A 20,907-nucleotide genomic window follows, 5' to 3' on the forward strand; every position below is an offset into this window, starting at 1 on the left:
TTTCCCGTGAAAATAGGAAACTTATTTATAATTTTATTTGAAAGAGATTGTTCGCTTCACTCTGAATGATAACTTTATTTATTATAATGAACCTGTAGCAATTGTGCAACCACGCTTATTGCAATTTCTTTTGGTGTATCGCCTCCAATAGGCAATCCAATTGGGCACACTACATTAGTCATACCTTCTTCAATATTCATCTCATTAATGAGCATATTGTTAAAACGCACCTTTTTAGTTTTACTTCCTATTAAACCTAAAAATTTAGTCTCTTCTTTTAGTGCCATTGAAATGATATCAAAATCTATGGCATGATTATGAGTCATAACCAAAACATAACACTGTCGTCCCCAACGCACAGCATCTCTAAAGGTTTTAAAATCTATTTCACTCACCTCACATTGGTTAACACTTTCATCTACATTTTTTTCATCAAACCATTGTGGTCTAGAGTCTATAAGATTGACTTTAAATGGTGTATCGATGAGTAGCTTCACGATTTCTTGTCCGATGTGGCCTGCTCCAAATAAAAATAATTCTGGTGATTGATTCATAGGTTCTATAATAAATTCTACTTTTCCTCCACAGCATTGTTCAAACTCAGGTCCTAGAGTATATCCAGATTCAATAATTCTGTTTTCATTTAAAGCAATCATAGCTTGCTCAATCGCTAAAAACTCTAACTTACCTCCTCCAATAGTCCCAAAGAGCTCTTTAGCTTCAGTTATAACCATTCTAGAGCCAAGCACACAAGGTGTTGACCCAAAGCATTTTGTCACTGTAACGAGTGCTACAGGTTGTTGCTTGATTTTAAAATTTGATAATACTTCAATCCAATTCATCATTCTTTCCAAAAAGAGAATTTAAATGTAAGGCTTTTTTAGTGTAAACCATATTTCATTTAAGTGATATAAAATAAATTAGCATTCGGCTAAATTTTCTGTTAAGTTTGATACTTGATACCGACTTAAAACTTAACATCTACTTTTTACGTAGATAATGCAACCATAGAAAACTTTAAACATGTCAAAAACATATTATGATCCAGCAGACCTTAGAAAGTTTGGAAACATCACAGAATGGAATGAAGAATTAGGAAATAAATTCTTTGAATATTACGGGAAAGTTTTTGAAGAAGGCGCACTCACAGCTCGCGAAAAATCACTCATAGCCTTAGCTGTTGCTCATACAGAGCAATGTCCTTACTGCATTGATGCTTATACAAAAGATGGTTTACAAAAAGGCGTTACTAAAGAAGAAATGATGGAAGCCATTCATGTTGGTGCTGCAATAAAAAGTGGTGCAACCTTGGTTCATGGTGTACAAATGATGAATAAAGTAAATAAATTAGACGGTTAAAATTTTGGCGTTACCACAAGGGTCAGGCTCTCGGCAGTCGCTCTCTTTGAGGAGCTCCAACAAAGCCTCCATCCCTAACGCAGTTAGCCTTAAAAAGAAACCTCAGTCTTAAAAATGAATATGACGAAAGTAAAGACACAATCCCTACAAAAAAAAGGAAGCGATTTAGCACAAAGCAATAGACAGCTAGAAATCTTATCAAACGGAATTTTCAAAAGCGGAGAATTACCTACTTTTAAAGATAAAATTTCGGAGACTAGCCAATTTCCGCTTAAAGCAAAAAAACTTGAAATACTTCAAATAAACGTGGGTTACATGTGTAACCAAGTGTGTGATCATTGTCATGTAGATGCAGGTCCAGACCGAAAAGAAATCATGACGCGTGAAACCATGAGACAATGTTTAGACGTTATTAAAAATTCTGGTGCGCATACTTTAGATTTAACAGGAGGCGCTCCTGAGATGAATCCAGATTTTAGATGGTTTGTTGAAGAAGCTGCCAAAGTTGGGATTAAAGATTTTATTGTTCGTTCTAACTTAACAATTATTCGTGCCAACAAAAAATATTACGATTTACCCGAATTTTTCAAAAAACACAATGTGCATGTCGTGAGCTCAATGCCACACTGGACAAAAGGAAAAACTGATAAACAAAGAGGTGATGGTGTTTTTGCTAAATCTATAAAAGCGCTACAAGAACTTAACGCAGTTGGCTACGGAATGCCAGGTAGTGCTTTAAAATTAGATTTGGTTTATAATCCATCTGGTGCTTTTTTACCAGGAGATCAGGCTGCTATGGAGAAAGATTTCAAAAAAGCACTAATGGAAGATTTTGGTATCGAATTTCACAATTTATTTGCGATTACCAATTTACCAATTGCACGTTTTTTAGATTTTTTAATCGCTTCAGAAAATTATGAAGACTACATGTATCAATTGGTAGAAGCCTATAACCCGTCTGCGGTAACAAATGTTATGTGTACCAACACATTGTCTATTAGTTGGGATGGATACTTGTTTGATTGTGATTTTAATCAAATGCTAGAATTACCAGTAAATAGTAAGTCTAAGCATATATCAAAATTTAACGAAGAACTTTTAGAAGGACGAAATATTGTCATTTCACAACATTGCTATGGTTGTACTGCTGGAGCAGGAAGTAGTTGTCAAGGTGTTGTTGCGTAATAGCCTGCATAGCTCATATCCTTTTTAATAAAAAATAATAACACTTGCAAAGCTTTAAACTTTGTAACAAATAATAAAAAATGTGATTTCCACTCTTGTGGAGGTTTAAGATGAACAACAAAACGGCCATACTAATATTTGCAAACTCAGCAGAGTTTGAAGCGTCTCAAAAACCGTTTCAATCGTCTAAGCCATTGTTTGACGCATTAAATAAGCAAACCATAAAAGTTGTTTCAAAAACTGGACTGCCGTATTTTTTATGTTCGGAAAAAAACCAAACAGGATCTACCTTTGGTACACGTTTTACCAATGCCATACAATCTATTTATGATAAAGGTTTTGAAAATGTTGTAACTATTGGTAACGACACACCTCATCTACAAACTAAGCACATTTTAAAAGCAGTCACTCAATTACAAGAACAAAATGTGGTCTTAGGACCTTCAAAGGATGGTGGCTTTTATTTAATGGGATTAAAAAAGGCTCATTTTAATCCAGAAACATTTATAAAATTACCTTGGCAAACTTCAATTTTAAGTAGAAGTATTTCTAATATATTGAGGTCCAAAAATATCAAATTATCATTTTTAGAGATCTTATCAGATATTGATACTATTTCAGATGTTAATGCTATTATTGATAGTTTTAAATCTATTTCTACAACGTTAAAAAAACACCTACAAGGTTACATTTCCGTAGAAAAAGAAATTCTCACATCTCAAATTAATGCTATAGATTCTTTTTTACTAAAGCTTTCATTTAATAAGGGCTCTCCTTTACATCTTCATTTATAGAGCTCTTAAAATTCTGATAATAATCAGATAATCAATTTCACGTTACTAATTCAATTAAATGAAGCAAATTTACATTTGCATTATGTTGTTGCTATCTAGCTACAGCTATGCACAAATTACAATTACAGGTACAGTTACTAGTGATATAGACAACCAACCATTAGCCTACGTTAATATTACATCGACTTCTGGCAACGGAACAATTACTAACGAAAATGGAATATACTCCATAGATGTAACCTCTACCCAAGATCAACTACGATTTTCTTATTTGGGCTACAACACCTCTATTATTAGTGTTGGAAACCAAACCGTTATTAATATTAAATTAACTGAAGACACCTCTTCTCTAAATGAAGTAGTCATTACCGCCTTAGGTTTAGAAAGAGAAACTAAAGAATTGGGTTATGTTGTACAAGAACTTAACTCAAAAAACTTAACCGAAGTTAAAACGGTAAACTTTCTAGATAACATCTCTGGTAAACTAGCTGGTGTAACCATATCTCAAGGGGCAACTGGTGTTGGTTCATCATCAAAAATCACGATTCGTGGTGAGTCTTCGTTTTCTAACAACAACCCTTTATTTATTGTTGATGGCACGCCTATTAATAATGAAACTGTTTTTAATTTCACAAATGAAGCTGCTGCAGGTTTTCAAGAAATAGACTTTGGTAATGGTGCCATGGAGGTTAATCCAGATGATATTGAATCTGTCACTGTATTAAAAGGAGCCAATGCTGCTGCACTTTATGGAACTCGCGCCTCTAATGGTGTTATTGTGATAAAAACAAAAGATGGTCGTAACAAAAAAGGATTAGGCATTAGTTTTAATACCTCTTTATTTGTCGATTCTGCTTTTCGTTTACCAGATTTTCAAAATCAATATGGTCAAGGTCAAGCTGGATTATTTGAGTATGTTGACGGTCTTGGAGGTGGTATTAGCGATAATATCACGTATTCTTGGGGACCACGTTTAGATGCAGGGATTTTAATTCCGCAATTTGATAGCCCTGTCGATTTAGGGAATGGCGTATTTGTAAGAGGTGGTGATACCTCATTGTATTCAGGAATACCTATTACAGCTACAGAGTTTAGGTCTAACCCAAACAATCTTAAGGATTTTTATGAAACAGGTGTAACCACAATTAATAATTTATCTATTTCTAACGGTTTTGATACAGGCAATTATCGCCTGTCATTTACAGATTTACGAAGCGAATCAATTATACCAGGTGTTAATCTCGATAGGCAAACCATTGCTACAAAATTGAATTTCAACCCAAGTGACAAGACTGAAATTAACACCTCAATAAGCTATATTAATTCTAGCAGTGATAATAGACCATCTAATGGTTATGGCAGTGAAAACGCTAATTATTCACTTGTAGCTTGGGGACCACGATCCTTAAACATTAATAGTTTAAGAAATTATTGGCAACCAGGATTAGAAGGTCTACAGCAATACTCTTTTAACTACACATTTTTTGACAACCCATTTTTTATTCTTGAAGAAAACAGAAACTCATTTGAGCGCGATCGTATCTTCGGAAACATTAGAGTACAACACCATATCACAGATAATCTAAGCATTGCTTTTAGAACAGGAATGGATTATAGCAGTGAAACTAGAGAACTACGTAGAAATTTTAGCAGCAATCGTTTTCAAAATGGAGGTTATGCAGAGCATGATGTTAGTTTTAGAGAAGTGAACACCGATTTTTTAGTAAATTACAATAATCAATTTGGAGAATTCTCTTTTGATGTGTCTCTCGGCGGAAATCGTCTAGATCAAAATGCAGCAACCAAACAATTGCAAACCGTTAACCTTGCGCAGCCTGGTATTTTTAACTTAAACAATGCAGCATCGCCAATTGAGGCATTTCAATTTGAAAGCAGAAAACGAATTAATTCGCTCTACGGTATTGCAAAATTTGGGTACAAAAATTATCTCTATTTAGATATCACAGGTCGTAACGATTGGTCTAGCGCATTAGCGACACCTTTTTCTGTTAATGGGACTTCGTTTTTCTACCCATCGGTTTCTACAAGTTTTATACTATCTAATGTAACGGAGTTGCCAGAGGTTTTTTCATTTGCTAAACTACGAGCAAGTGTTGCTCAGGTTGGTAATGATACTGGAGCCTACCAAACCTCTGGCGCATTTGTATCTCAAACACCATTTAATGGTCAGCCAACATTTAGCGATCAAAATTTTATACCAAACTCAAATTTAAAACCAGAGCAAACCACCTCTTTTGAAGTTGGTACAGATTTACGTTTCTTTAAAGACCGTTTAAAAATTGATGCCACTTATTATAACGCAACTACCAAAGATCAAATTATTTCTTTACCCATTGCAGTATCATCTGGTTACAACCAGCAAGTTGTAAATGGTGGTAAAGTAAATACGCAAGGCGTAGAGCTTATATTAGGTATAACACCAATTAAAACACAAGATTTTAGATGGAATACACTTTTTAATTTTGCATCAAGTCGTTCAACAATTAAAGAATTACCTCAAGCAGATGGCAGATTAACTCTAGCCTACAGTAGAATTTATGACAGCGCCAACCAAACAGTTTGGTTTCAAGTAGAAGAAGGTGGACGCATTGGTGATATTTATGGTACAGGATATTCTCGCAGTCCTGACGGAGAATTTCTTATTGATGACAACGGTAGATTTATTGCAAATAATACACTCCAAAAACTAGGAAATTACAACCCAGATTTCACCTTAGGCTGGAACAATAATTTTAGCTACAAAAACTGGAATTTAAGTTTCTTATTTGACTGGAGACAAGGTGGTGAAGTTGTATCAAGAACCAGAGCTCTAGGTAATGTTGGTGGTCAATTAGCAGAAACTGGATACAGACCAGAAGACGGTATCGTTGCTCAAGGTGTAAATGTAAATACAGGCTTACCAAATACGGTAGCTGTTTCTGCAGAAAGCTATTACAGACAATTCTATGATAGAAACCATGAAGAGAATAATATTTATGATGCATCATTTTTAAAACTTCGTCAATTTTCTATTGGTTATGATTTTCAATTAAAAAATGGGTTTCTTGGCTTAAAGGAAGGTGCCGATTTAAGTCTATCCATAATAGGAAACAACTTATTTGTAATTACCGAAAATCCGCATTTTGATCCAGAACAACTCGCAGTGCAAGGCAATGGTTTTGTAAGTGGTATTGAAGACATGAGCTATGCTACAACACGTAGTATTGGCTTTAAAGCTGGATTTAATTTCTAGCTTAACCTGCAAAGAATGAGGGTTCCTTGCAGGTTTTAAAACAACGAGTAGGAAAATTTACATACCTACAAGGTTTAGAAACCTTGCAGGATAAAATAAAAACAATGAAAAACATTATATACATATTTACAATAGTTGGTCTTTTAGCAACGGTAAGTTGCACTAAAGATTTTGAAGAGATCAACACTAACCCTAATGCACCAAGTAGCGTTCAACCTAGTTTATTATTACGCCAAGTTATTTACGATTTTGGAGAGAACATGAGTTACGAAGGTTTTGTGGCTGGAGATCTATTATCACAACATAGAACTGCTTTAGACTTTAATCTTTTTGATCGTCATGCGTTAAAATCACCACAATTAGGAGGAAATCCTTGGCCAATTTTTTACACCAACCTAAGGGATAATGAAATTATTTTAAACCAATCAAAAACCATAGAGACATTTAGAGTTTACGAAGGTCCTGCACTAATTTTAAAAGCATATATGGCTGCAGGTTTAACCGATTTGTTTGGAGACGTGCCTTATTTTGAGGCTTTTAATGGTGTCAACGGCACAGTAACACCTGGTTACGATTTACAAGAAGACATTTACTTAAATGAAAACGGAATTTTAGACAACCTTGATAAAGGCATTGCTGCTATTAATGCATATAGTGATGTCATTCCCTTAGAAGGAGACATCTTATTTAATGGCGATCTAGACGCTTGGGTACGTTTTGCAAATTCCCTGAAAATTAAACATTTGCTCCGCATTTCTGGTCAAGTTGATGTTTCCGCAGCATTACAAAACATATTTAATGAAGGGAATTATATTAGCTTTAATGCTCAAAATGCTGTTTTTAATTTTACAAACACAGATCCAAACAGTTTTAGACTCGCACAATTGCGTGTTGGTGATTTTAATAATTTTGTCATGTCTGAAACGATGGATGACATTCTAACCAATTTAAATGATACGAGAATCGAAACTTTATTTAGGCCATTTTCAAACTCAACTACTGGAGAATTCAATGGGTTAATAAATGGTATTGACCCTTCGGAAACATCTGTTGCATTGGCCGATTACTCCTTGGCAGGAACGGCTTTTAGAGAAGACACCTCTACCCTAGATGCTAATTTTATAACTGCTTGGGAAGTTCATTTTGCACTAGCCGAAGCTGCAGCAAATAACCTCATCACAGCCGACGCTCAAAACTTGTATGAAACAGGAATCACATTAGCTTTTGAGTATTGGAATACAGATTTACCGGCAAATTACCTCTCTGGAAACGCAGCATATAATGCTCCAGGAACCACACCAACACAACAAATAATTACACAAAAATGGATTGCCAATGTCATTAATGGTTACGAAGGTTGGGTAGAATTTAGAAGAACTGGATTTCCAGAATTTCAAACTATTTCGGCAAGTTTTAATAATGATATCATTCCTGTTCGTATGCCTTATCCTGCAGAAGAAGAAGCCTTAAATAATGAAAATTATACAGCTGCTGCCGCAACAACTAATGATAATAGTATTAATGTTCCTGTGTGGTGGAATGAGTAAATAATATGGAAACAATACAATGGCAATGGACATTAATTATCGTATCAAGTTTGATACTATTTTTCTTGTCACCTATAGCAAAAACAAAAGATCAATTTTTTAAAGCGGTGAGTAAACGTAAGGCTCCAAATACTTTGGTCCTAACTGGTAGCTTAATTATCTCATGGATTTTTGCTAAAAGCATTACCAACGCTGCTAATTTAGGCTTAAACTTTGGTATTGTTGGAGGTGTTGCATATGCTGGTTATTATGTATCATTTGCAGTTGCTGGTGTTTTAATTTACCAAATGCGTACCAAAGGTGGTTTTAAAAGTATACATCAATTTTTAACCTCTAAATTTGGAAAAGGTGCCATGCTCCTATTTTCTGTTTTAATTGCTATTAGACTTTTTAATGAGGTATGGAGTAATACTATGGTTATTGGTAGTTACTTTGGTAGCGCAGGAAGTCAACCTTATTATTTAGCCATCATTGTATTTACGTTATTAACGCTAGCCTATGCTATAAAAGGCGGATTGAGTAGTTCTATTTTTACAGATGTGATACAAATGGTATTATTCTCTGTATTATTAGTGGTTATTTTAGGCACTATTTTTTCTTCGGAAAATGTCTCGACCATAGAAATTGCAACCTCAGGAACATGGAGTTTTGAACTGGGTTTAAACCTCTTTTTTGCAGCCATTATTCAATCGTTTAGTTATCCTTTTCATGATCCTGTGTTAACCGATAGAGCATTTATAAGTTCTCCAAAAGTTACACGGCAAAGTTTTTTATGGGCAAGTGTATTAGGTGCTATTTGCATTATACTTTTTAGTATAATTGGTGTTTATGCTCAAACCCAAGGAATGAAAGGTCAAGCTGCAGTTGAGGTTGGCAAGGCCTTTGGCGTTATCATTTTATTGGTTATAAATTTTATAATGATAACTTCTGCAGCGTCTACTCTAGACTCTACATTTTCATCGTTTTCAAAATTGCTTTCTATAGATTTAGGCGTTGTAAAAGATATCACTTTTGGTAGAGTTTCAATGGCAGTCATTGCTATTCTTGGAACTTTACCTGTATTTCTAGATGCCGAAATATTATCGGCTACCACAATATCTGGAACCATGGTGATTGGACTAACTCCTTTATTTCTTTTTTGGCAAATTAAAGTACCAAAAATCAGTTTTTATCTTAGTGTGATTACTGGATTATTGTTTGGCTTTGTTTTGCTTTTTAATGTATTTCCTAAAGCTTTAATATTTACCAATGGTAAATATGCAGACTTGCTTTGGGTTAATGTTTGGGGAATATTAACTTGTAATCTTATATACTTCATACCGAAATGGATAAAAAAATAAAAGCTTTAAACTTAGGCTCCATAACAGGCAAAGTACTACTATTTGGTGGTGTTTACAGTAATCTTCAAGCCTTAGAAGCATTAATCGCATATGCTGTAAAAGAAGGCATTCCTCCAGAAAACTGTATTTGTACAGGTGATATTGTTGGGTATTGCGCACAACCAGAAGAAACCATTCAAACTTTTAAAAATTGGAATGCTAAAAGTATTCTTGGCAATGTAGAAATACAATTACGAGATGACCAAGACCATTGTGGCTGTGATTTCAAAGCAGGTTCACAATGTGATAATTTATCACAACAATGGTATCCTTATGCGAAAAGCAAACTTTCTAAAGATTCACTTAGTTACCTAAACTCTATTCCTGATTATATCACATTCACCTTAGGACAGCAAAAGGTAACAGTTTTACATGGCTCGTATTTTAATATTTCCGAATTTATATTTAAATCAACACCATGGGAGAAAAAGCGTCCAAATTTTGAAATAACTCAAAGTGATATTATTATAGCTGGTCATTCTGGGCTTCCTTTTTATAATAAGGTAGACAACAACTATTGGATAAATCCAGGAGTAATTGGTATGCCTGCTAATGATGGAAATTCTAAGGTTTGGTTTACTGTCATAGACGACTCTATAAAACCTATTGATATTCAATTTCGTAAATTAGATTATAATCATAAATTAACACACACATTAATGATTAATGCGCCATTACCCGAAGCTTACGCCAAAACGATACTTTCTGGCATTTGGGACAACATGGACATATTACCAGAAACAGAAAAGAAACAACAAGGGCAACCTATACAACTGTAAGTTCGACCTTATTATAAAGACCAAACACGTATGCATAAACTCTTTTTTTTAGTAATAGTATGCTCAGGTTTTTCGGTAAATAGCCAAGAAACACTGTCGCGATTATTGAGCAAGCATAACACGAACAATATTCCTTATATTTCGGTTCAAGAGTTAGCAATGCCAAAAACTGATGTTACCCTATTTGATGCTAGAGAACTATCGGAATATAATGTGAGTCATCTTAAAGACGCTCTATATGTTGGATATAATGATTTTAACCTGAATCATACTTTACAAAATATTAAAACTAAAGATCAAGCTATCGTTGTGTATTGTTCATTAGGAATTAGATCTGAAACCATCGCAAATCAATTAAAAAAAGCGGGTTATACAAATGTGAGAAACTTGTATGGTGGTATATTTGAATGGCGAAATAATGATTTTGAAGTTTATAAGGCTAAAAACATAAAAACTGATAGTGTTCATGTCTTTTCAAAAGCTTGGAGTAAATGGCTTTTAAAAGGCATCAAAGTATATCCCGAAACAAAAAAAATAACTAGAATTGAAAACCGCATTAATAATTTTTACGAGAAATCCAGAATTGGGTAAATGCAAAACCCGTTTAGCAAAAACGATAGGAGACCAAGCTGCTTTAGATATTTATAAATATCTATTACAACATACTGCTAACGTTGCTAAAAAAGTCAATGCAGATCGTTTTGTGTTTTATTCTGAAGCCTTAATAATTGATGATATTTGGGGTGCAGCACATTTCAGAAAAAAACTACAAAAAGGAAAAAATTTAGGAGAACGTATGCATAATGCCTTTGATGACTTGTTTCATTTGGGTTATGAAAAAGTTATTATTTTGGGTAGTGATTTGCTAGATTTAAATAAGGACATTATCGAAAATGCCATAGATAGATTACATAAAAACGATGTTGTTATTGGTCCTGCTGAAGATGGTGGTTATTATCTTTTAGGAATGAAAGAATTACATCCAGCCATTTTTATCAATAAAGCTTGGGGAACCGAAACTGTTAGAGAAGATACCATTGCAGATTTAAAAAACAAGGATGTATCTTTGTTACAACCGCTAAACGATATCGATACGTTTGACGATATGAAACATTATAACCAACTCAAACAATTTTACGACACACATGATTAAATTTATAACAGAAACGGCAGACTATTTAAAAACCAAAGGTTTCGACAAACCAGAAATTGGTATCATTTTAGGTACAGGTTTAGGCAAATTAATTGACGAGGTCGAAATTCTTTCAGAAGTTAGCTATAATCATATTCCAAACTTCCCAACAGCTACGGTTGAGTTCCACAAAGGCAAATTAATTTATGGACTTTTATCTGGCAAAAAAGTTATTGTTATGCAAGGACGCTTTCATGTGTATGAAGGTTATTCTTTACAAGATGTCACCTATCCTGTTCGTGTAATGAAACAATTAGGTATTGAAACTTTGTTGGTGTCAAATGCTTCTGGTGCCATAAATTTAGATTTCAAAAAAGGAGAATTAATGTTGATAGATGATCATATTAATCTCCAAGGAAGTTCTCCTCTAGCTTTTAGAGGTGTTGAAGAATTAGGCGAACGGTTTACAGATATGAGCGCACCTTACAACTTAGACTTAAATACTAAGTTTAAAGCTATTGCAAAAGCGCATGATATTAAATTACACGAAGGTGTGTATGCGAGTGTTGTTGGTCCGCAATTAGAAACTCGTGCAGAATACAGAATGCTTAAAATTATTGGTGCAGATGCTGTAGGTATGAGCACTGTTCCTGAAATTATAGTGGCTAATCACTTAAATTTAAAAGTAGCAGCAGTGTCAGTTTTAACTGATGAATGCGACCCAAACAATCTAAAACCTGTAGATATTAGTGAAATCATAGCAATGGCAGGAAAAGCAGAACCGCATATGATTACACTTTTTAAAGAATTGATAACTAATTTATAGTTTGGAAAAATATTTAGACCTCATAAAAAACTCGTATTCTGGTTACTGGAATTATCTAAAGAACGAAATTCTACTTCAAAATAATTGGGATAACTATTTTTATGGACTCATCGCTATATCTCTAGTGGTTTGGTTGCTAGAAGCCCTATTTCCTTGGCGAAAACAACAAGGTTTGTTTAGAAAAGATTTTTGGTTAGACACCTTTTATATGTTCTTTAATTTTTTTCTTCTCAATTTAATTGTACTTATCGCATTATCAAATACGGTTGCAGAGTTTTTAAATGATGGCTTAGCATGGGTTGGACTTTCACTCTCAAGTTTTCAACTTTTTGATTCTACCGACTTGCCAAAATGGTTAGGTCTATTTATTTTCTTTTTAGTTAATGACTTTGTACAGTGGAACACTCATCGTTTATTACATCGGTTTCCGTTTTTATGGAATTTCCATAAAGTACATCACAGCGTGAAAGAAATGGGATTTGCAGCACATTTACGCTACCATTGGATGGAGCCTGTAGTTTATAATTCTATTAGATATATTCCGTTAGCCATCATTGCAAATTACAGTTCTCAAGATGTTGCTATTGTTTATTTTTTCGCTATTGCTATTGGTCACCTCAATCATGCTAATTTGGGTTGGGACTACGGAAAATTAAAATATATACTAAATAATCCGAAGATGCACATTTGGCATCACGCAAAAGAATTACCTGAAGGTGTTAGGTTTGGTGTTAATTACGGACTAACATTAAGTATTTGGGATTACATCTTTAAAACCAACTATATTCCGCACGATGGAAGAGATATAGAATTAGGTTTTGATGGTGATGAACGGTTTCCAAAAGATTTTTTACACCAAGAGTTATATCCACTTAAAACTAAAAATTAGTTCAAGTGTTTATGACATAAAACCCTTAAAAATGAAAAAATTAAATGTTATCATAGTTATTGTCGTATCTGCATTTTTATTTAGCTGTTTCTCGGCTAAAGGTCTTCCTATAAAAATGGCTAAAGAAAATACTAATATATCAACAAAACAAGAAAAGCCAGATGCTACATTAGATACAAACTCTAATATTAATGATGATGTACAAACTGATTATGTCACTTTAAATCCCATCCTTAATCACAAACCATGGGATGATTTATTAAAAAAATATGTGGCAAATAATGGTGATGTAGATTATAAAGGTTTTAAAAATGACAGTCAAAAACTTAATGACTATATTAATTATTTATCATCTAAAGTTCCTGCCAAAAACTGGAGTATAAACGAACAACTCGCTTACTTTATCAATGTTTATAATGCAAATACAATTAAGCTAATTATCGATAATTATCCTACAAAAAGTATTAAAGACATTAAAAATCCTTGGGGAAAAAATCGATTAAAAATTGGAGATAAAGACTATTCATTAGCAGATATTGAAAATGGTATTCTTCGAAAAATGAACGAGCCAAGAATACATTTTGCGATCAATTGTGCCTCTTTCTCTTGTCCTAAATTATTAAATACAGCGTATACTGCAGATAATGTTCAAGATTTAATGGAACGTGCAACCAAAGAATTTATTAATAATACGGAAAAAAATAACCTGTCGGCAAACAACCCGAAATTATCTGAAATATTCAAATGGTATAAAGGTGATTTTAAAGACAATGGCTCAGTGATTGACTATATTAATCAATATGCAACTATTAAGATTTCAGCAAATGCAAAGGTCAATTACATCGATTATAATTGGAATTTAAATGAACAAAACTAGACATCATATTTTTGCGTAAGTAGTTATATGATCAGTATCATCATCCCTATTTTAAACGAAGCTAAAACTATTGAAAAGCTCCTTTTTCATTTAATAGACCATTCGTCGTTGGAGCACATTTCAGAAATTATAATTGTTGATGGTGGCAGTACAGATGGCTCTCTAGATATTATTAAACGATTAGATTTAAAAATCAAGCTTGTTTCATCACCAAAGGGAAGAGCTAAGCAAATGAATCTTGGCGCAAAACATGCGACAGGTAGTATTTTGTATTTCTTGCATGCAGATTCTTTTCCACCGTTACATTTTGATGATTTGATCATTTCCGAAGTAAAAAAAGGCAATAATGCTGGTTGCTTTAGAATGCAATTTGAAAGCAATCATTGGTGGTTACGTTTAATGAGTTGGTTCACTCAATTTTCTTGGAGAGCTAGTCGTGGTGGTGATCAAAGTCAGTTTATTACTCGTGCTCTATTTGATGATATTGGTGGTTATGATGAAAATTATATCATCTATGAAGACAATATGTTAATTAATGAACTCTACGCGAGAAACGAATTTGTTGTTATTAATAAAAAATTAAAGACCTCTGCTCGTCGCTACCAAAAGCATGGTGTTTGGACATTACAATATCATTTTTGTATCATTTATATTAAAAAATGGTTTGGAGCTTCTGCCAATGACATGCTTACGTATTATAAAAAACATATTTGTTAATTATGTTTTGTTTCTACCAATCTCATTTGGATATAATTGGTACACAGGATCACTTTGAAATACCTCTTTTGTATCTAAATCTATAGCTGATAGTTTCCCTTTAAAAGCTGCTCCTGTATCTACGTCCCAAACGTTAATAGCCTGTAAGGGTTGGTCTTGATTAAAATTAGTTGTTGGTGTATGACCAATATAAATTTCATGGTATAATTTGAGACGGTTTGGGTATAGTCTAGAATCTTTTTCTATACGTTTATCCATAGTTATAGCCATTTCTAAAAGCGTACGATCAAAATAAAAATTTTCTTTATGCAACTCACGTTCTACACCATGCATAGATGTAAAACCTGCATGCAAAAACAGCCTATTAAGCTCATCAATATGATAAAGTTGCATGCTTTCAAAAAAATATAAATGTTGCTTTTTATCTTCTTCGGAAAACGTCTTGTAACTTTCTATAGTCTCTTTACCACCATGCTTAAACCACACACTATTTATATTTCCAGTTCTTAACCATTGCTCACACCAAACATCATGATTGCCTTTAATAATTACGCAATTATTGGTTTTGGATAATGCCATGACATACTGTATCACTTGAGCAGATTCACTCCATCCATCAACATAATCACCTAAAAATATAAGCTGATCATCGGTTTTAATTTGAAGTTTTTGAACCAATTGTTTTAAAGCTTTAAATGCACCGTGAATATCTCCAATAGCTAGTGTTCGCATTATATAGTTTTTTTTATAAATCTAATGTATTCCTTTAGCAACCCTTAAATAGAAAAATAAATTTAGGTTAAAAATATTGACCTATTCCAAATACTAACCCTTGAGTAGAATTATTTGAGACGCCAATGCCATAATCGATTCTAAAAATAGCATTGAATATTTTTTTGTGAATGAACCGCAAACCAACACCAGGATAAACTCTAAGACTATTAAATTTTGTAATCTCATCTAAATGACCTCCAGGTTGCCTCCAGCTACCTGCATCTACAAATGCATTACCTTGTAACGCAAACCATCCTTTTTCGTAGAGGGTGTGACGATATTCGGTATTCAGAACTACTGCTGCAGTCCCACGATCAATAGAATTACCAACACCTCTAATGTTTAAATTATTATCTACCGAAAAAGGTGCAAAAGGTGTATCGTTATTTGTAGACAGTCCTAATCGTAATCTACTAGCCCAATTACCTTTACTACCATAGCGCTTAAAGTATAAAAAATCATTCCACCCAATTGTAAAAGTTGGCAGTAAGTCTTCACTTTTTGAAGTCACATGCTGAACATTTAAAACACTACTAAACCCTTCTACATATTGAAAATTAAAATCTAAATTATTGTACTCATAAATTAATTTATAAAGGAGCTTGTTCACTTGTAAGTCTTGTGGCACATTTGGATTTGTTGCTCCAAATTTATACTCATAATCTTCTGTAAAGACATTGATACCTAATTCAAAACGATTATTATAGTTTAATTGATATAAGCCTAAGACTTCAAAAGATTCATTATTATACTTATAATTTGATGTGGTATTATCAAAAAAAACAGGTTCTTGGGTGGTTAAATCTTGGTAATTAATGGCCAAACCAAATTGTTTAGAGAACAAGTAAGGTGCTCTAAAATTCAAGGCATATGACCTATAAATATCTTGTTGATAAAAACCTCCAAAGGTCATATTTCTTCCGAAGAGATTAAACTCAAACAATCCCAACCGATACGCAAATTCGTCGTCATTTGTAGTATATACATTGGCAGATGGTATGATAGTAAAATTCTCTTCAACAGTATAAATGACAGTATAGGTATTATTCCCTGAAGACAAAACCTCATAACTAGCATTTGCAATAGATGGTAAACGTTTTAAAAGTTTAATATCTGCTTTAATCATTGTAGAATCTAGTACGACTCCTGCTTTTATATTAGATATTTTTTTTACAAAAGAAGCTCTTAACTTTTTATGCCCAATAATATTAAATTCTGCTACAGTTGCCTGTTGAGCAATAGCAAAACTGGTTATTAGAAAAAAACATGTGATAAGGATTTTCATGAGATGGATATTTGACTCTTTGGTCGTACACATCACTAAGCCTTACGTTACTATAAAATTTAATTAACTGTGTAAAAAGATTGAATCACAGTTTCTACAGGTTTATTTTGTGGTGTAAATTGGTTGCATTCATCGCCTCCTACTCTATCATGTGCATGAAACCATTTCCAAACAAAGCCACCAGCAAACCAATCTTCGTTCCAAAAGGTTTCAAATAAAGCTTGCATGGCATTAGATTGACCTTCAAAGTTTAGCGATTTTAATGTATGATCGCTATTCCAAGGTTCTAACCCTGTATAATCCATACTACGATACCCAAATTCTGTGAATAAAACAGGTCTATTATAGGTTTCTGATAAAGTTTGAATGATTGGTTTGTGTTTCTGCCAACCTGCTATACAGTCTTCAATAGTAGGTGTTTGCATATCACTCACAGGAAAATAAGCATCAATACCTATAAAATCTAACTCATCCCAAAAAGGTGTTCGTTTAAATTCATCCCAATTGGCTGCATAGGTCAGTTTTCCTGTATAAACCGATTTTATTTTCGCAATTAAATCATGCCAATACTCAGGACGCTCGTTTACAAAATTTTCTAACTCTGTGCCAATACATAAAATTTCGGCGTTGGTTTCTTGGGCTAATTCGGCATATTCTAAAATAAAACTAGCATAGGATGTCTCAAGAGCTTTCCATTGTTTTTCATCACTCATTTTTATATGGCCCGTAAATGTCCCATGACGAACCCAAATTTGAGGTTTTATCATGATTTTAATGTTCTTTTTTCTCAATTCATCTATGTACTGTTTACCTCCTGCTCTTGTTTCTCCAAACCATTGTCGATCTGTATTATGAATAATTTCTGGATGATCTGCGCTTTTAAGAAACCCAAAAGGCATGATAGCAGCATAATTTGCACCAACATCAACTACGGGATTTGTATGCGTTTCGTTAACAATATCACGAGACGCAACAAAACTTACACCATTAACTTTTTCTAATGGTTTTTTTGACATTGCACAATTATGAAGCAATATCCCTATACACACAACAAAAAATAATCTCATACTTAAGATTTAATGTTTAAATTTAAACAAAAAGTCAATAGTTGGTTAAGGTTTTAACAAAACCTTCGACTGAGTAAAAATACCAAACCAAAATTTATGGAACATATCGTTATTATCGGAAACGGAATTTCTGGAGTTACGCTCGCAAGACATATTAGAAAACTATCAGACAAAAAAATTACAATCATATCTGCTGAAACAGAATATTTCTTTTCAAGAACAGCTCTCATGTACATTTATATGGGTCACATGAAGTTTGAACACACCCAACCTTATGAAAATTGGTTTTGGAAAAAAAATAGAATAGAGCTGCTTAAAGCCTATGTTAAAAATATTGATACCGACGCTAAACAACTCCATTTTGAAGATGGTGGCAACCTCAATTACGACAAACTCGTTATCGCAACAGGAAGTAAACCCAACAAATTTGGATGGCCAGGACAGGATTTAGAAGGCGTAATGGGCATGTATCACAAGCAAGATTTAGAGAAACTCGAAACCTATGCGCCCAATAAAGAAGTTTGCAATCGTGCTGTCATAGTTGGAGGTGGACTCATTGGTATTGAATTAGCCGAAATGTTAAACTCTAGAAGTATTCCTGTCACTTTTTTAGTTAGAGAAAATAGTTTTTGGAACGGAGTTTTACCTGAAGGCGAAAGCCAAATGATTAATAATCATATTAAAAATCACCATATAGATTTACGACTTTCAACTAATTTAAAAGAGATAAAAAGTGATGACAATGGTCGCGTAAAATCAGTTATTATTGAAGAAACTGGTGAAGAAATCCCTTGTAATGTTGTTGGATTAACAGCAGGTGTCACACCTAATATTGATTTCATTAAATCCTCAAAAATAGAGCTGGGTCGTGGTGTAAAAGTGAACCGCTTTTTAGAAACAAATATTCCAGATGTATATGCTATTGGTGATTGTGCAGAGCAACATGAAGCCATAGGAAATCGAAGACCTATTGAAGCAGTTTGGTATACAGGACGTATGATGGGAGAAACTTTGGCGCAAACAATCTGCGGAAATCGTCTCGCCTATAAACCAGGCCATTGGTTTAACTCAGCTAAGTTTTTAGACATTGAATATCAAACCTATGGTTGGGTATTTCGCAGAAAAGGACGACCAGATTATGAACAACATTTTCATTGGAAACATGAAGACGATACCAAATGTATTACAGTCGCTTATCATAAAAATACAAATGAGTTTTTGGGCATAAATACCTTCGGAATACGAATGCGTCATGAAACATTTGATACATGGCTCACCGAAAAACGAACGATAGACTATGTTATAAATCATCTCTCTGAAGCTAATTTTGATCCAGAATTTTACAAACACTTTGAAGCTGAAATAGTAACAGCCTATAATAACCAACTACAAACCGCTTAATCATGAGTAATAAAATAAATCACAGCATGTCTCTTGCAAAACCTGATGCTTTAGGCATTTCAACAACACAAAAAATAGCATTAGCAGGAGGTGTTATTGGCTTACTTATTTTAGCATTAGCACTGTTTAATACAAACTTCCCTAATAAAGCCATCTTTTTAACATTGGCTTTAGGGTTGATAATTACTGGTATAATTGTGTATTCTAGAGATGCTTATTTATCAAAATTAGAAGGCATTAAAAATGATGGAGCCTGGTTTAAATCTATTTCATCACGTGGTGTTTGGGGTTGGATTGTTGGTGTTATTCTCACAACATTTTATATTGTATTATATTTCTTTCCTAAGTATTTAGGCTTAGGTACAGATGGCTCAGAAAACACAGGTTTAATTAGTTTATTTGATCCATTAAGCAAACTTTTAAGTGGTAGACCTGCAAGCCAATGGTTTGTTTACGGTACATTGTATACAGTTGCTATTTTAGCGTTTGGTTACAAATTCATACTCAAATATAGACACAATCGCTATCAACAAATACGAACTATATCTGTAATGTTCTTTCAATTGGGATTCGCCTTTTTAATTCCAGAGTTCATGTACGTTATGAATAATGATCTACCGTACTACGATTTAAAAAGTATTTGGCCACTTAACTATTATATTTTTGATGAATGGTCTGTAAAAGGCTTTCTATCTAATGGAAATATTGGTTTAGCGTTACTCCTATTTGGGATTATATCCATTTTTGTTATTACACCAATACTCACCTATAAATACGGTAAACGCTGGTATTGTTCTTGGGTTTGTGGTTGTGGCGGCTTGGCTGAAACTGCAGGAGATCCATTTAGACACTTATCATCTAAAAAAATGTCGGCTTGGAAGTTTGAACGCTGGTTAATTCACTTAGTATTAGTTTTCTCTGTTGTGATGACAACTGCAATGGTTTACACCTACTTAGGTTATGACAGTAATGATTTCTGGTTAACAAGAGGTGTTTTTATTGCTTTAGTTATTGGTTTTTTAAGCTTGGTATTTACAGTAGTAATGTTGTTTAAAAGACATGAACTTGGTAAAGATGCCAAATATGGAGCTATTGGTCTTTTTGCAGTAATACTCATATTAGTTACCATGCATTTCACAGGAACTACCGATCATGTATTCTATGTAAAAGCAGGAGCACTACGATCTGCATACGGTATTTATATTGGCTCAATTTTCTCTGGTGTTATTGGCACAGGATTTTATCCCATACTTGGTAGTCGTTCTTGGTGTCGTTTTGGATGCCCAATGGCAGCAATTCTTGGTTTTCAACAACGTTTATTTTCTAAATTTAGAATTACTACAAACGGTGGTCAGTGTATTTCTTGTGGAAACTGTTCTAACAGTTGCGAAATGGGAATTGATGTAAGACATTATGCTCAAAAAGGAGAAAATATTGTGCGCTCAAGTTGTGTAGGTTGCGGTATTTGCTCTGCTGTTTGCCCAAGAGGTGTTTTAAAATTAGAAAACGATAGTATGACTGGACGAATTAATCCAACTGACATACTATTAGGTAATGATGTGGATTTAATGGATTTGGTAAATCAAAAATAAAATAGAGTATGCACATATGAGCCCTACTCAAAATTAAATAATTCATTTAAT

At 33.7% G+C, this 20,907-nt stretch carries 19 protein-coding genes; 15 read left to right on the forward strand and 4 right to left on the reverse strand.

Translation table 11 applies throughout. The features are described from left to right. Positions 1–74 precede the first annotated feature (74 nt). Positions 75–845, reverse strand: a complete 771-nt coding sequence (xdhC, locus tag TD29_RS09030) for a xanthine dehydrogenase accessory protein XdhC (protein ID WP_084203427.1) — start codon at positions 843–845, stop codon at positions 75–77. Between the two features lie 178 nt (positions 846–1,023). Between xdhC and TD29_RS09035 the strand changes: the two genes are divergently transcribed. The 13 genes from TD29_RS09035 to TD29_RS09095 all read left to right on the forward strand — a co-directional run bounded on the left by TD29_RS09035 (position 1,024) and on the right by TD29_RS09095 (position 14,737). Further along, positions 1,024–1,359 (forward strand): arsenosugar biosynthesis-associated peroxidase-like protein, encoded by a 336-nt coding sequence (locus tag TD29_RS09035; protein ID WP_040280216.1) that lies wholly within the window; start codon positions 1,024–1,026, stop codon positions 1,357–1,359. 120 nt (positions 1,360–1,479) lie between these two features. Then, positions 1,480–2,544, forward strand: a complete 1,065-nt coding sequence (arsS, locus tag TD29_RS09040; RefSeq protein ID WP_040280217.1) for an arsenosugar biosynthesis radical SAM (seleno)protein ArsS — start codon at positions 1,480–1,482, stop codon at positions 2,542–2,544. A gap of 110 nt (positions 2,545–2,654) precedes the next feature. Then, positions 2,655–3,338, forward strand: coding sequence for a DUF2064 domain-containing protein (locus TD29_RS09045; protein WP_040280219.1), 684 nt, complete (start codon positions 2,655–2,657; stop codon positions 3,336–3,338). Between the two features lie 58 nt (positions 3,339–3,396). Further along, a complete protein-coding gene (locus TD29_RS09050; protein ID WP_040280221.1) occupies positions 3,397–6,591 on the forward strand; it encodes a SusC/RagA family TonB-linked outer membrane protein in 3,195 nt (1,064 codons plus the stop codon). Between the two features lie 104 nt (positions 6,592–6,695). Continuing rightward, a complete protein-coding gene (locus TD29_RS09055; RefSeq protein WP_040280684.1) occupies positions 6,696–8,138 on the forward strand; it encodes a SusD/RagB family nutrient-binding outer membrane lipoprotein in 1,443 nt (480 codons plus the stop codon). A gap of 5 nt (positions 8,139–8,143) precedes the next feature. After that, positions 8,144–9,478, forward strand: a complete 1,335-nt coding sequence (locus TD29_RS09060) for a sodium:solute symporter family transporter (RefSeq protein WP_040280222.1) — start codon at positions 8,144–8,146, stop codon at positions 9,476–9,478. Beyond that, complete coding sequence (locus TD29_RS09065) at positions 9,463–10,296, forward strand: metallophosphoesterase family protein (RefSeq protein ID WP_040280223.1); 834 nt, start codon at positions 9,463–9,465, stop codon at positions 10,294–10,296. Before TD29_RS09060 ends, TD29_RS09065 begins: the two co-directional genes overlap by 16 nt. A 30-nt stretch (positions 10,297–10,326) precedes the next feature. Then, on the forward strand, positions 10,327–10,887 hold the full coding sequence (locus TD29_RS09070) for a rhodanese-like domain-containing protein (RefSeq protein ID WP_052467051.1): 561 nt from the start codon (positions 10,327–10,329) through the stop codon (positions 10,885–10,887). Then, complete coding sequence (locus TD29_RS09075) at positions 10,841–11,449, forward strand: TIGR04282 family arsenosugar biosynthesis glycosyltransferase (RefSeq protein ID WP_040280224.1); 609 nt, start codon at positions 10,841–10,843, stop codon at positions 11,447–11,449. Before TD29_RS09070 ends, TD29_RS09075 begins: the two co-directional genes overlap by 47 nt. Next, positions 11,442–12,254, forward strand: coding sequence for a purine-nucleoside phosphorylase (locus TD29_RS09080; protein ID WP_040280225.1), 813 nt, complete (start codon positions 11,442–11,444; stop codon positions 12,252–12,254). The genes TD29_RS09075 and TD29_RS09080 overlap by 8 nt, the downstream gene beginning before the upstream one ends. Before the next feature lies 1 nt (position 12,255). Beyond that, positions 12,256–13,143, forward strand: coding sequence for a sterol desaturase family protein (locus tag TD29_RS09085; protein ID WP_040280227.1), 888 nt, complete (start codon positions 12,256–12,258; stop codon positions 13,141–13,143). Between the two features lie 31 nt (positions 13,144–13,174). Further along, complete coding sequence (locus TD29_RS09090; protein ID WP_040280228.1) at positions 13,175–14,020, forward strand: DUF547 domain-containing protein; 846 nt, start codon at positions 13,175–13,177, stop codon at positions 14,018–14,020. A 27-nt stretch (positions 14,021–14,047) separates the two neighbouring features. Next, positions 14,048–14,737, forward strand: coding sequence for a TIGR04283 family arsenosugar biosynthesis glycosyltransferase (locus tag TD29_RS09095; protein ID WP_040280229.1), 690 nt, complete (start codon positions 14,048–14,050; stop codon positions 14,735–14,737). Here TD29_RS09095 and TD29_RS09100 read toward each other — a convergent pair whose 3' ends face one another. The 3 genes from TD29_RS09100 to TD29_RS09110 all read right to left on the reverse strand — a co-directional run bounded on the left by TD29_RS09100 (position 14,738) and on the right by TD29_RS09110 (position 17,812). Beyond that, complete coding sequence (locus tag TD29_RS09100) at positions 14,738–15,469, reverse strand: metallophosphoesterase family protein (protein ID WP_174435343.1); 732 nt, start codon at positions 15,467–15,469, stop codon at positions 14,738–14,740. A 67-nt stretch (positions 15,470–15,536) separates the two neighbouring features. Next, a complete protein-coding gene (locus TD29_RS09105) occupies positions 15,537–16,796 on the reverse strand; it encodes a BamA/TamA family outer membrane protein (RefSeq protein ID WP_040280232.1) in 1,260 nt (419 codons plus the stop codon). A 59-nt stretch (positions 16,797–16,855) separates the two neighbouring features. Then, positions 16,856–17,812 (reverse strand): glycoside hydrolase family 113, encoded by a 957-nt coding sequence (locus TD29_RS09110; RefSeq protein WP_152611502.1) that lies wholly within the window; start codon positions 17,810–17,812, stop codon positions 16,856–16,858. A 147-nt stretch (positions 17,813–17,959) separates the two neighbouring features. Here TD29_RS09110 and TD29_RS09115 point away from each other — a divergent pair, with 147 nt between their 5' ends. Both TD29_RS09115 and TD29_RS09120 read left to right on the forward strand, forming a co-directional pair. After that, the gene (locus TD29_RS09115) at positions 17,960–19,264 is read left to right on the forward strand and encodes an NAD(P)/FAD-dependent oxidoreductase (protein ID WP_040280234.1); all 1,305 of its coding nucleotides are present in this window, start codon (positions 17,960–17,962) and stop codon (positions 19,262–19,264) included. Positions 19,265–19,266: 2 nt separating this feature from the next. Next, a complete protein-coding gene (locus TD29_RS09120; RefSeq protein WP_040280235.1) occupies positions 19,267–20,856 on the forward strand; it encodes a 4Fe-4S binding protein in 1,590 nt (529 codons plus the stop codon). Positions 20,857–20,907: the final 51 nt, after the last annotated feature.

Source organism: Psychroserpens damuponensis (assembly GCF_000826655.1).
In the GTDB taxonomy this organism is placed as follows: Bacteria; Bacteroidota; Bacteroidia; order Flavobacteriales; family Flavobacteriaceae; genus Psychroserpens; species Psychroserpens damuponensis.